The sequence below is a fragment of the Actinopolymorpha rutila genome (assembly GCF_013407855.1).
GTDB classification, from domain to species: domain Bacteria; phylum Actinomycetota; class Actinomycetes; order Propionibacteriales; family Actinopolymorphaceae; genus Actinopolymorpha; species Actinopolymorpha rutila.
Genome location: NZ_JACBZH010000001.1, coordinates 5577502 through 5590863 on the forward strand (window position 1 = coordinate 5577502; position 13362 = coordinate 5590863).

Annotated in this window: 9 protein-coding genes and 1 pseudogene; 4 read left to right on the forward strand and 6 right to left on the reverse strand. The window is 66.2% G+C overall.

From position 1 onward, the window contains the following. Positions 1–15: 15 nt before the first annotated feature. Positions 16–2178, reverse strand: coding sequence for an ABC transporter substrate-binding protein (locus F4554_RS24890; protein ID WP_179789819.1), 2163 nt, complete (start codon positions 2176–2178; stop codon positions 16–18). Between the two features lie 270 nt (positions 2179–2448). After that, positions 2449–4569, reverse strand: a complete 2121-nt coding sequence (locus tag F4554_RS24895; RefSeq protein WP_179789820.1) for an ABC transporter substrate-binding protein — start codon at positions 4567–4569, stop codon at positions 2449–2451. 393 nt (positions 4570–4962) lie between these two features. Here F4554_RS24895 and F4554_RS24900 point away from each other — a divergent pair, with 393 nt between their 5' ends. From F4554_RS24900 to F4554_RS24910, 3 genes are all read left to right on the forward strand, one after another. Then, positions 4963–6024 carry a serine hydrolase domain-containing protein gene (locus F4554_RS24900; protein ID WP_337796192.1) on the forward strand — a complete coding sequence of 354 codons (1062 nt, stop codon included), beginning with the start codon at positions 4963–4965 and terminating at the stop codon, positions 6022–6024. Between the two features lie 50 nt (positions 6025–6074). Then, entirely contained in the window at positions 6075–6590 is a 516-nt protein-coding gene (locus F4554_RS24905; RefSeq protein ID WP_179789821.1) for a nitroreductase family protein, read from the forward strand. A gap of 116 nt (positions 6591–6706) precedes the next feature. After that, the gene (locus tag F4554_RS24910; RefSeq protein ID WP_179789822.1) at positions 6707–7576 is read left to right on the forward strand and encodes a sugar phosphate isomerase/epimerase family protein; all 870 of its coding nucleotides are present in this window, start codon (positions 6707–6709) and stop codon (positions 7574–7576) included. Positions 7577–7653: 77 nt separating this feature from the next. On the opposite strand, the gene F4554_RS24915 is transcribed toward F4554_RS24910, so the two are convergent. The 3 genes from F4554_RS24915 to F4554_RS24925 all read right to left on the reverse strand — a co-directional run bounded on the left by F4554_RS24915 (position 7654) and on the right by F4554_RS24925 (position 10836). Continuing rightward, the gene (locus F4554_RS24915) at positions 7654–8136 is read right to left on the reverse strand and encodes an NUDIX domain-containing protein (RefSeq protein ID WP_179789823.1); all 483 of its coding nucleotides are present in this window, start codon (positions 8134–8136) and stop codon (positions 7654–7656) included. A 223-nt stretch (positions 8137–8359) separates the two neighbouring features. After that, entirely contained in the window at positions 8360–8692 is a 333-nt protein-coding gene (locus F4554_RS24920; RefSeq protein WP_179789824.1) for a hypothetical protein, read from the reverse strand. A gap of 71 nt (positions 8693–8763) precedes the next feature. Then, the gene (locus F4554_RS24925) at positions 8764–10836 is read right to left on the reverse strand and encodes a M12 family metallopeptidase (protein WP_179789825.1); all 2073 of its coding nucleotides are present in this window, start codon (positions 10834–10836) and stop codon (positions 8764–8766) included. A gap of 571 nt (positions 10837–11407) precedes the next feature. On the opposite strand from F4554_RS24925, the gene F4554_RS24930 reads away from it, so the two are divergent. Then, positions 11408–12004 carry a hypothetical protein gene (locus F4554_RS24930; protein WP_179789826.1) on the forward strand — a complete coding sequence of 199 codons (597 nt, stop codon included), beginning with the start codon at positions 11408–11410 and terminating at the stop codon, positions 12002–12004. 273 nt (positions 12005–12277) lie between these two features. Here F4554_RS24930 and F4554_RS24935 read toward each other — a convergent pair. Beyond that, positions 12278–13270: pseudogene (locus F4554_RS24935) on the reverse strand (MASE1 domain-containing protein). Positions 13271–13362: the final 92 nt, after the last annotated feature.

Here is a 13362-nt window from a genome sequence, read left to right on the forward strand (position 1 = left end):
GATCACCCTCGCTTCTCAGACGTCGTGCTTGCCGGGGTCCTCCCAGTAGAAGCACTCGGGGTCGTACACGGCGGGGGTCGGGTGCCCCCACGGGCCGGTGAGGCCACCGAGCGCCAGGTTGTCGTGCGTCGGCACGTTGTGCAGGTCCTTCTTGTGGACCTCCAGCACCGGATAGTTGCCGACACTGCCCTGGAAGAAGGGACCTTCGTTGATGTGGATCTTGAGCAGCTGCCAGACCAGGCTGCTCCGCTTGACCGGGTCGGGTTCGACCCTCGCCTGGTCGTAGTACTTCCACATCCGCTCGATCGGCCCGCCCTTCTCCGGCTCCATCCGCGGAGGGTGGCGCTTGTAGGGGTCGACATCTCGTTCCTTGCGCTCCATGTCCGAACCCCGCACGGCGTAGTACTGGCCCTCCAGCGGCGCCCAGCGAGAGCTTTCGATCGGCACGATCCAGTACGGCTGGACGATGTTGCTGCCGACGTTGGACACTTCCCAGTTCGTGTGGCCCATCAGCTTTCCGGAGGTCCACTGGTCGTCGAAGGAGTTCGGCGGAATCGGGACCCGCTTGACGTTCAGGCCGATCGCCTTCCAGTCCTTCTCCATGTAGGCGTCGACCTTCTTCGCGTCCGGGCCCTCGTCAGCGGGGTAGTCGATCTCCAGCGCCAGCTTGGAGCCGTCGGGCAGTTCGCGCCACCCGTCCCCGTCGGTGTCCTTGACGTTCAGCTCGTCCAGCAACTGCTTGGCCTTGGCAGGGTCGTACTTCAGGTAGCTGTTGCGCCACCTCTCGTAGTCCTGCTTGCCCTGCTTGTCGGCGTTGAACTCCGTAGACGTCGGGCTCGCGGTCCCGGTGGTGGGCGTGCCCTGGTTGAAGTAGATGGCCTTCTGGATCTTCGACCGCTGCATGGCGTGGGAGAGCGCCTGCCGGAACTTCGGCTCACGGAACAGCTTGCGCAGCTTCGGGTCCTGGTAGTCGTAGTTGAGGAAGAACATCTGCCCGGTGCCCGACCCGCTGTTCCACAGCTGGATGGTCGTGTTGGCCGTGTCCGAGGAGCTCTTGATGCCGGCGTACTCACCGAGGCCGACGCCCAGGAACGAACAGTGGGCGAAGTCGATCTTGCCTGTCTGGATCTGGAGCAGGGCGACCTGCTGGTCGGAGGTGAGGGTGACGCGGAGCTCGTCGAGGTAGGGAAGCTGCTTTCCTTCCTTGTCGACCTCGTAGTAGTAGGGGTTGCGCTCCCACACCATGGAGCTGCCCTCTTTGAGGCTCTTCAGCTTCCAGCCGGTCATCGTCGGACAGTCGGGGTTCGTGGCGAACAGGTACTTCTTGACGAAATCACCGCTCGCGGAGGCCCAGTCCTCGCCGACGCTCGGGGTGTACTTCGGGTGGAACTGCTTGAGGTAGTGCTTCGGCATCGACCAGATCCGGCCACTGCCACCGTCGCCGCCGTTGGCGTACGCGGCCATCTGCTGGGCGAGCAGGGGGGCGGGCTTGTCGAAGGTGATGACCAGGGTCTGCGCGTCCGGCGCCTCGAGCTTCGCGACCTTCCCACTGCCCGACCGGAGTTCGTCCGGCGGCACCTGGCCGGTGCCCTGGTAGAGGGTCCAGTCCTCCCACCAGAACATCACGTCGGCGGTTGTCCACGGCTGGCCGTCGGACCACTTCAGCCCCTTGCGGAAGTGGAAGGTCCACTGGGTGGCGTCGGCGTTGGACTCGAAGCTCTCCGCCAGGCCGGGTCCGACGTCCTGGCCGTCGTTGAGCCAGCGCAGTGGCGAGAAGCCGTACATGTACTCCCGGACCGAGCCGTAGGTGCCACCCGCCGTGGTCATGTCGACGAGGTTGAGCCGGCCGCCGTACTTGCCGCTGCTCACCCAATGGTGCGGAAGGACGTACGGGTGGTCGGGTAGACGGTCCTTGAGCGCGGGAAGCTTGCCCGCCTTGACCTGTGCGGCAAGGCTCGGCGCCTCACTCAGCGTGCCGGGCGGCGTCAGTGGCTTGGTGGCCGAACCCTTCGCGTTCGCCGAACCGGCCTTCTTGCCCGGGCCCTCGCCGGACTGGCCGTTTCCGTTTCCGGACGACTTCGTTTCCCCGCTGCTGCAGCCCGCCAGGACCGCGGAGCCGGCCATGACGGCGGCTGCGTAGAGCATCGAGCGGCGGGACGGACCCTGGACCTCGTTCATCCCGTCTTTCCCTCTCCCCCATCGGCCGTGGATGGGCGGGCCGGTTGGCAGTGGCTCTCCCCGGCCCCGTCGAAGGGAAGCGCATTCCTCTCGACAGGAAACAGCCACACATCGTTCCATCGAGAAGCGTGACGACCAGTCGGTAAATTACGACTGTGTGATCGTCCGTGTCAATCGCCGTCTCATTCACTCAGGAGGTCGTACGACGTTGTTGTAGCGGCCGAGGTGAGCCGGACGCGGCATCGCTCGCCGACCGGTACATCGGAGCCGTCAGGCTGCTCGACGTCTGGCCGGATCGGTCCAGTACCACGACTCGGGGTCGTAGACGGCCGGCAGTGGATGGGCCCAGGTGAAGGGGCCGCCGCCCTGGGCCAACTCGGCTCGTACGGGCACGTTGGCCAGGTCGGCGTTCTGGTAGACGATGATCGGATAGTTGGCGACGGTGCCCTGGTAGAACGGCCCGTCGGACAGGTGAATCTTGATCATGTCCCAGACGGCCCGGTAACGCTTCATGGTGTCCGGCTCCGCCCTCGCCGTGGCGAACGCCTTCCACAACCGGTCGATCGGCCCACCGGGCTCGGGCTTCACCCGCGGCGGGGTGCGCTTCCACGGATCGATGCCGGCCTGAGCGTGTTCTTGCGGAGTACCCTGCACCTGCCACCACTGTCCGTGCAGCGGCGCCCAGCGAGTCGTCTCGATAGGCACGAACCACCACGGCCCGGTGAGGTGGTCCGGCCCGTCACCGACGTCCCACGCCGCCTGGCTCATCAGCTTCCCGGTGGCCCACCGGTCCTGGAAGCTCGTGGGCGGAACCGGGTTCAGCGCGACCTGGAGACCGACCTTCTCCCAGTCCCGCTTCAGCAGGTTGTTCTTGCGCTGGTGCTCCTCCGACGCGTCGGCGGGGAAGTCGATGCTGAGCTTCAGCGGCCGCCCGTCAGGTCGTTCCCGCCAGCCGTCCCCGTCGGCGTCCACGACCCGCAGCTCATCGAGGAGCTTCTTGGCCTTGCCGGGATCGTGGGAAACGTAACTGTCCCGCCAACGCCGGTAGAAGCCCTGACCCTCCTTGTTGACCTGGTACTCGATCGCCATCGGACTGTAGGTGCCGGTGGTCTTCTCACCGGTGTTGAAGTAGATCGACTTCTGCGCCTCCGCACGGTCGAACGCATGCGACAGCGCCTGCCGGAACCTCGGCTCGCGGATCAGCTTGCGGACCTGCGGTTCGATGTAGTCGTAGTTGAGGAAGAACACCGAACCCGACGCCGAACCGCTGTCCCAGAAGTGCAGCTTCGTCCCACTGCGCGACTGCGCCTGCTTCAGCCCCGCGGCGTCGGCCATCGTCAGGCCCAGGAAGTAGCCGTAGATGAAGTCGCACTCACCTTCCTGCAACTTCAGCTTGGCAACCTGTGGGTCCTGCACAGCGGTCATCGTCATGGTGTCGACGTACGGAAGCTGGTTTCCCGCTCGGTCCACGCACCAGTAGTAGGGATTGCGTTCCCAGCGCACGACCTGGCCCTCGTCATAGGTCCGCACCCGCCATCCGGTCAGCGTCGGGCAGTCCGGATTGGTCAGGAAGTTCGACTTCTGGTCGTGGGTGCTTGGCCAGGTCTGCCCCTTGATGCTCTTGTCGTACGTCGGGTGCCAGCGCCTGAGGTAGTGCTTGGGCAGGAACCAGTCCACGCCCTGCTCGGGCGCGTTGACCAGGTTCGCGAGATAGAGCGGCAGCAACGGAGTCGGCGCGTCGAACCGCAGAACGAGTGTCAGCTCATCCGGCGCGGACATGCTCATCGGCGTGCCGTTCCCCGACCGTGCGGAGTCCGGAACCGTGGCCGGATGGTCCTTGTTCAGCACGAGGTCCTGCCACCAGTACAACGCGTCCGCGCTGGTGACCGGCTGACCGTCGGACCATCGCAGGCCCTCGCGTACGTGCAGCGTCCACTCCGACGCATCGTCGTTGGACGACCAGCTCTCCACCAGGCCCGGCGCGATGTCGAGCCCGTCGTTCAGCCACCGCAGCGGCGAACGTCCATACATGTACTCGAAGCTCGACGCGTCCGTCGTGGCCCGGGTGATCAGCCGCAGGTTCCCGCCATAGGAACCCGTGTGCACCCACCTGTGCGGAACGACGTACGGGCGCTTCGGCAGCCGCTCCTCAACCGCCGGCAGCCGCCCGGCACGAACCTTCTCCCGGAGTGACGGCGCCTCGTGCAGCTGCTTCGGCGCACTCAGCGGCTTACGCGCCGAGCCCTTGGCCACCCTCGTCGACGTCGGCGACGGCACGCCGGCCTCGCGGCGGTCGGTGTCGGAGCAGGCCCCAAGACTCACGCTGCCGGCCAGCACCGCACAGCCGTAGAGGAAGCGGCGCCGAGCTACGTCGGTGCTCCTGGCAGGCATGTGACGGCCTCCTCGCGTCCGACCGCAGCGCCGACCATCCGCTCGGCGCGGCGACGACCTGCGATCCGTCCTGACGTCGTCACGACACAAGCACACCGACCGCGGCAGCCGCCACCACACGTCGGGCACTGGCCGCGGCCACAGTCGGCCGTGACACCTCGTCACCTCTCAAGGCTCAGGATCGCCGTCGCAAGGAGTTTTCCCTGGCCCCAGGGGCGGGCTCCCGGGGGTGACACCAGGGAGTTGCCCGATACAGACCCAGAAGGCATCGGGTCGAAGATGAAACGTTGGAAAACTCGATCCGGAACGGAGTGAGCAGGGGTGCGTCGATCATTGGTCACCGCGAGAACGATCCTGGTGGGCACTGTCATGGTCGCGGCGACCGCAGCGCCCGTGGCAGCGACACCGGCGGCCGCAGCTACAACCGAACCGGCGCCGCGGGAACTCCAGAGCGCCCTGGACAGGATCGTGGACGCAGGCGCGATCGGTGCCGTTGCCGAGATTCGTGACAGGCACGGTGTGGTGCGGGGTCACAGCGGCGTCGCCGCGCTCGACACGCATCGGGCCGTGCCGGTTCAGTCGCGCTTCCGGATCGGTAGCATCACCAAGACGTTCGTCGCCACCGTCACACTTCAACTGGTCGACGAGGGCAGGCTGAACCTGAACGACACAGTGGAGAAGTGGCTGCCGGGGGTCGTTCCAGGGGGTGACAAGATCACCTTGCGCTACCTGCTCAACCACACCAGCGGGTTGTACGACTACCTCCACACGCTCACCTTCCCACCCGACCCGGCGTTTCTGGCGTACCGATCGCGCACCTGGACCGCCGAGGAACTGATCCACCGCGCGGTGTCCAATCCTCCTGTTGTGAAGGATCCGGGGAAGCAGTTCTCGTACTCGAACACCAACTACATCCTCCTCGGCGAGATCATCGAGAAGGCGACCGGCCGAACGTACGGAGAAGAGATCGAACGCCGCATCATCCGGCCGCTGCGACTTCGTGGAACGACCGTCCCCGGGACCTCCGAACAGATCCCTGGTCCTCATCCCCACGGCTACGTCCCTGTCCGGCAAGGTGAGGACACCCAACTCGTCGACTACACCGAAATGAACCCCTCGGTGATGGGCGCCGGCGGCGAGATCATCTCCACCACCTCGGACCTGAACCGCTTCTACGCGGCGCTGTTCGGCGGTCGGCTCGTCCCGTCGAGCCTGCTGGACGAGATGACCGAGGCTGGAACCGACGGCGGGCGTTACGGGCTCGGCCTGTTCATCGTCCGGACCACCTGCGGGATCACCGTGTACGGGCACGACAGAGACGCACTCGCCTACGATGCCTGGGCGTACTCCACGAAGGATGGTCGCCGTCAGGTCGCCATCGCTGTCACGCCCGACCACGCCGGCAACCCTGACGAGGCGGTCGACGCTCTCGTAGACGCCGCCTTCTGCGGTTGAACTCGGGCATCATGGGTTCGACTCCCCCATTCGACCGGAGGTCGTACAGCATGGAAACGTGGGATGCGATCCGAGCTCGCCGCAATGTCCGTTCGTACCGCCCTGACCCGATCAGTGACACCGACCTGGACCGGATCGTGGAGGCCGCCCGGCGGGCGCCGTCCGCTTCAAACCGTCAGCACTGGGACTTCGTGATCGTCACCGACCGCGACCAGCTCACCGAGCTCTCGAAGGTCTGGCAGGGCGCCCGTCACATCGCCGATGCTCCCGCCGCGATCGCCCTGGTCGTTCCCCAGCCGCCCGACGACCGGAACAGGGAAATAGACCAGTACGACCTGGGCCAGGCGACCTATGCCATCGCGCTCGCCGCCGCCGACCTGGGTATCGGCACCGGCCACTCCTCGGTCAGCGACCAGGACAAGGCACGCAGCATCCTCGGCGTGCCGGGCGACCACATCGTCGCCTACCTGCTCGGCGTCGGCTACCCGGACGACCGGCCGCTGCGCCCCATCGCCCGGCCGAACCGCCGCCCCTTCGACGAGGTCGTTCACCGCGGCACCTGGTAGTCCCCTCTCCCCGGGGCTCGCCGGACCGCCGAGCATGGCCTGGATCGTCGTACCACTCTCCTTGTAGCGTTGCCACCTCACGCAGCAGCGAAGCGACCTACGCGGAGGTGACGAGCGTGTCGGTGAGAGTGGGCATCCAGCTGTACTCCGTCAGGCAGCCCATGGCCCAGGATCCCTACCGAACCCTGGAGCGGCTGGCCGAGCTCGGCTACAGGAACTTCGTGGGAGCGAACCACAACGCCGGCACCGACGACGGGATCGGGTTCGGCGTCCCGGCCAAGGACCTTCGCGCCACCCTGGGCCGGCTCGGCATGCAGGTCGTCGGCTGCCACGTCAATCCCCTCGACCCGCAGCGCCTGCCGGCGATCCTCGACTACCACCGCGAGCTGGGCAACACGCGGATCGGCTGCGACATCGAGTTCTATCCGTACGAGGATCTGGAATATGTTCTGCGCCGCGCGGAGTTCTTCAACCAGGTCGGGGAGCTCTGCCGCGAACGAGAGATGCGGTTCTATTACCACAACCACTACCAGGAGTTTCAGCTCATCGGCGGTCGTACTGTCTACGACCTCATCATGCAGAACACCGATCCGGAACTCGTGTTCGTGGAGATGGACACGTACTGGATGATGCGCGGCGGACAGGACCCGGTCGCGATGATCGAGAAATACAGCGACCGGCTGGTTCTCCTGCACCAGAAGGACTTCCCCCGCGATGCACCCCAACCGGCCGTGATGTTCGACGGGACCGTCGACAGGAACGCCGAGATCACCCTCGATTCGTTCCTGGCAACGAAGGACCCGCTCTGCTTCACCGAGATCGGTACGGGCGTGATGCCCATCCAGGCCATCATCGACGCAGCCGGCAAGTGCCAGAACTTCGAGTACCTGCTGCTGGAACAGGACCACACCCAGCTGGACGAGCTCGACTCGGTGAAGCGAAGCCGCGACGAGTTCGACCGCTACGCAGGCATCTCCTGGGACTGAGCCGAGCGCACTCATGGCCGAGGAAGTCCTGTGGTCGAAGGGGTCGTCCCCTCGTAAGAGACCGGCCCTACGAGACGCTAGGCGACCTGGAACCGTCCGGTTCGGCAGTACGCCCGCCACAGCCTGAGCGTCTCTGCGACCTGCTCGTGGCACTGGTCGGGGACCTCCGCGAAGAAGCGCAGGTCGAGTGCCTCCCCGTCGAGCGGACGAAGGTCGCCGGTCCAGGTTCGGACCGCGAAGCACAGTGCGAACGCATGCACCTGGTCGCCGTTGGGGTAGGTGAACGGGCCGGCACTCGACTCGCAGGCGAAGGGTTCGAGGTCGCCCACCTCTGCGCGCAGTCCTGTCTCCTCCTCCAGCTCACGAACCGCTGTGAGTGCGAACGTCGAATGCGGTTCGGCGTTGCCGGCGGGCAATCCCCACCATCCGGTGTCGCTGCGCCGGATCAGGAGGAACCTGTCATCGGAGTCGATGACCAGGACCTGCGCGGCCGGAACGACGGCCAGCTCCGAGCCGATCTTCTGCCGCAACCGCCAGAGGTACGAACCTTCGAATCCCACGCCGCGACCCTACCTTCGACGGGTCGATAGGCATCTCACCCGCCGATGGTTTCGTCGCGCGGATCGACCCAGGCCCCTCCACCTGATACGTAAAACTACGTATCAGCCAGTGTCTCGCCCCACCAATACGCTCGGACTGTCGTGACCTGCACGGGCCGTACACGGAGGGACATCATGGAATCTCCCGGCAGCAGTCCGAAGCCACCTGCCTGACCGGGTCGGCTCAGTCGATCTGCCGTACGGGAATCTCGACGTGCACGCCGTTGCCGACCGAGTCGGCCGGCAGCGGCACCCGCACAGTGTTGATGAAGTCTCCGGGGGCGGTCGTCCCGTCACCAGAACGGTCCACGTGCGCGTAGACCGCGTACTGCCGCCCGGGTGTGAGGTCGGCCTCGAGCAGGTAGGGGCCTTCCACATCGGTCCGGTCGTGGGCCTCGACCACTGCCTTCGCCACCGTGGCGGACGACTCGTCGGCCATGGTCACATCCTGGATGGACACCCGGACCGTCATCGGCTCCTCGGACGGGGCGGCGAGCGCGTCAGGCGGCAGCACCACGAAGCACGCCACCTTCACGCCCGCCCCCGACTCGTCGATCCAAGGTCTGTCCCGCTCACTTCGTCAGTGTGTCACCAGGTCGCGGCCAGCGTCCACGCGAACTGTCCCGACCCGAGCGCACCACGCCACCAGTTCAGATCACCGCGGTAGTGGAAGAGCACGTCGGCTTTCCCGTCGCCGGTGAAGTCTCCGATCCAGTACGGCCGGCCGTCGTAGATGGCGTGCCCGAATCCGCGGGTGTTTCCCGCCAGGTTCCAGGTCAGGGAGCCGCTGTCCATCCGCCCGAGCCACCAGTTGTCGTCGCCTGGGTAGTAGAACATCACGTCGGTCGACCCGTTGCCGGTGAAGTCACCGACCCAGAACGGCCTGCCGTCGTTGATCGCGTGCCCGAACCCGCGGGTGTTTCCCACGAACCGCCAGCGAAGCTGGCCGCCCGACATCTCCCCCAGCCACCAGTTGTCGTCGCCCGGGTAGTAGAACATCACGTCCGTCGACCCGTTGCCGGTGAAGTCGCCGACCCAGAACGGCCTGCCGTCGTTGATGCGGTGACCGAAGCCCCTCGTGTTTCCGACCAGGGACCATCCCAGCCCGCCGGCGGACATGGTGCCGAGCCACCAGTTGTCGTCGCCGGGGTAGTAGAACATCACGTCGGTCGACCCGTTGCCGGTGAAGTCACCGACCCAGAACGGCCTGCCGTCGTTGATCGCGTGCCCGAACCCGCGGGTGTTTCCCACGAACCGCCAGCGAAGCTGGCCGCCCGACATCTCCCCCAGCCACCAGTTGTCGTCGCCCGGGTAGTAGAACATCACGTCCGTCGACCCGTTGCCGGTGAAGTCACCCACCCAGAACGGCCGACCGTCGTTGATCGCATGCCCGAACCCGGCGGTGTTCCCCACCAGCCGCCACTGAAGCCGGCCGCCCGACATCTCCCCCAGCCACCAGTTGTCGTCACCGGGGTAGTAGAACATCACGTCGGTCGACCCGTTGCCGGTGAAGTCACCGACCCAGATGGGCCGACCGTCGTCGAGGTTCCCGAAGCCCGAAGTGTCACCGACCTGGGTGAAGGTCAGTGCACCACCGGTCGTCGTGCCGAGGTACCAGACCTGCTGGGCGGGCGCGTAGTAGAGAAGGCTGTTCGCCACACCTGGAAGGAACCTTCCCACCCAGGCGTTGCGGGGGTCGGGGTACAGACTCGGATACATCACCGCGACCGCGGCCCTGTCCCCGACACTGAGCCCGGCCCGCTGGCCCATGATCACACCCGGCGGCAACGACCTCAGGGCTTCCAGGGTCACCCTCGTCCTGCCGTCGGGATCGACGATGCCGAACGCGGTGGCGCCGTAGTGCATGATCGAGCCGTAGTCGTATCCCCCGACGTCGTCGCCGTCGCTGATGTGCTGGTCGAAGTTGTGGGCCTTGCCGGCCTGGATGTTGGCCCAGTTGACCCGGACGAACTGGTCGCGGTCCTCGCGGGACTGCTCGTGCCACAGGCCGACCGCGTGCCCGAGCTCGTGCACGGTGGCACCGAACCCGCAGTTGGCGGACAGGTTGACCGTCTGCTGACCGCCCTGCCGGCCGACCGCGGAGCTGCATTCGGTGGAGTCCTGGCAGGTGAGCCACGCGGGGTCGCCCGCACGTCGTGCGCGGAAGGACAGCCGGGTGCGCTGATGCCAGTGGTCCACGGCGCGGTTCAGGGCGTCCCGAGCCGCCTGCGTCAGGTTGGCGTTGGTCTCGAACGGGATCCGCCCCAGCGGCCACCGGAAGTTCGCTCCCGGAACGACGACGGCCCCGGCGGGCAAGGCCGCACCGTCCTCCTGCGGAACAACGTCGACGACGGTTCCGGGCGTGACACCGGCGTGCAGCCCAACTGTGAAGTCGCGCGCCGACTCGGCCGCAGCGGTGACACCGTTCTCGAGTTCCTCGACCGTGCCGAGGATGATGTCACCCTCGAAGATCGCCAGGCCGTCGCGTGCCTCGAACTGGACAGGGACGTCGATCAGCCCCATTCGGGTGATCAGCCCGGTCCGGACGTCGCCCCGGCCCTCGGCGAGTTCGCCCGCGGGCTGGGTCTCGGCGGTCCTCTCGGCGGACGGGACATCGATCGCGTCGTCGGTTGCGTTCCTGTCTTCGGAAGGTGGGACCATGATCGGCTCCTGTGTTCGGGACTTTATCCAGGCTGTGTCCGGCCGTGGAAGAAGGCAGCGCGTTACGCTCACCCAGAGGGTGTGCAGGCCTGCTCGGGCGGCGACGAACCAACGAATGCGTGGTCGCAGACAATCGAGAGTGCGCCTATGAGAATCGCCACCCCACAACTCCCCCCAGCGAGCTGCGATGCACTGCGAACGTCGCCAGGAGCAGTGCCGGCAGCTCGATTGCACGCAAGCATCAACCCGTGATCCACTCCCCACAAGACTCCTGTTGATCACGAAGCGATCACAGTGCGACTGGAGAGGAGTCATGCCGTGGCCGGCAGCCCGAAGCTCGGGCCATGGACCGTCAAGGCGTGCTTGCGGGCCCTGTTGCCGTGACCTCGTCCCGTGACCCGGTGGGCGCGAACGGACGTCGGCCGGGGGTCGCGCGTCGACCACTTTGGCTCTTGACGCCCTCCGCCCGTCGCTCCATGCTCACGGCAAGACTTTGAACGCAAGCGACTCCCGGGCTCCTCTTGCCGCACAGATACAACCGGCGGTACACGGCCCGCGGAACGGGGTCCCCATGAGTTCTCTTCTGTACGGAGCCATCACCCGGCGCAGACTTGCTGCGCCCAGCACAGCCTCGCTTGCGTACACGAGCGAACCGGCCACGCAGGCTGCGAAGAGGGTGCGTCAGGCGGCACCTACGGCCGACCAGGTGCTGGACGAACCCGGCAAGGCGCAGGGCGGCCAGGAATCACTGCCCCTGGAACAGGTTGGCCGATGGCAGGACGCGGTGGCCGCACTGGTGCCTGCCGAGGTACTTGCTCTGCATGGCGTGGCGATGAGCTACGGATCAACGACCACCGGCAGTGGAGGTGACTCCGTTACCCGCATTACCTACCCGCACCAGATGATGGTTGTCTATCTGGTGCTCATGGTGCTCGCGGCTGGACTGTACCTGCTCTCGGTGAAAGAGGTTTCGGGCTGGCAGAACTGGGTGCGAGCGGCAATTCCTGTGGGCGCCTTCGTCGCCTGGACCATGATTCAGCCGAATACCGCCTTCGACGCCTTTCCATTCGGGTTCAGCTCGTTCGGCAGGGTCATGACAGGTCTGTTCCTTGCGGTCGGGCTCGGTATTCTGGCGAACGCGATGGCGAAGAAGGCGGACCAGACGTAGTCGCATCAGCAGGGCCGGAGCTCACAAGGTGCCGCGTGTGTCGCAGCCGTTCGGCGGCAAGGCACGCTCGCCCCAGGGCCGCCCGGACGTCGGCCGCGCTGTTGCCGCCACACTTGACGCCGTAGAAGAGCACCGCGTTGGTCAACGTAACCCCTGCCGCGTAGACGGGGAGGTCCGTCGCGACACCGAGGTGCATACACACCAGGATGTACTGATCTTCGTGGCACGCCTGCAAGCGCCCGACGACAGGCCGTGACCGCGCGAGCAGGTGTGTTACCTGGTGTGGCGCTCGGCCCACTCGCGCAGGTGTGAGGGCTCACCCGGACGCATCGCGCGGTCGATGTGCTCGATGACGTCGCCGAGTTGACCGCAGGCACGTTCGAGCTCGGCCTGCATCCTGATGCGTTCGGTGACGGCGACCGACAGCAGGAGGCCGGTCAGGGCGATCGACCCGTTGAACAACTGCAGGATCGTCATCGTGTCGGACTGGTTCTTGCCGGCGAAGACCCCGTATCCCACCACCGCGGCGTGGATGGCTAACGCCGACGCGATGAGCCCCACCGGTGCCGCACCGGGTAGCTGGAAACGCCACGCGGCCCACACGAGCAACGGGAAGGCCACGAACACGACGCCCAGCGACCTTTCGGTGAGCAGCATCAGCCCGAACGTAGCCACCAGCAGCATCACGAACTCCGCAAGGCGCGCAGGGTCCACGTAGCGGTACCGGCGCCACGGGAGCTTGACCATGGTCAGCAACAACGGCGCGACGACGAGCACACCCATCGCATCGCCGGTCCACCAGGTCAGCCAGGTGGGGAGGACACGGTCAAGTGACACCACGCCGGTGGGCACGAGAAGCGTCGTCCCGACCGTGGAACTGATCAGCATCGCGGCGAGCGCACCGAGGAACACCAGAGCCAGGGCGTCCTTCAACCGGTCCAGCTCGATCCGGAAACCAACCCTTCACAGCATCCAGAAGGCGCACAGACATGCCAGCGTCGTACCGAAAGCGGTGGGTATCGCCACGATCACCGGGCCGGTGAACACATTGACGATCGCGGAACCCAGCAGGATTCCTGGCCACACGTCGATCCCGAGGGTGAGCAGCGCTACCACCGCGACCCCGGTAGGTGGCCAGAAAGGGCTGGTTCCTCCCTGATCGAGCCCGATCACCAGCCCGAGCTGCGAGGTAAGGCAGATGGCTGCCGCCAGGGCGAGGTTCTGGAGGACGACGATCACGTCTCGTCGAGGCTTGCGGAACTTCATCGCCGTTTCACGCTACTCCCCGAAGGTGTGCCCTCCAGACGACGTTTCGGGCACTGGATGGGTAGGCCCCATGACAACACTGCCTTGACAGG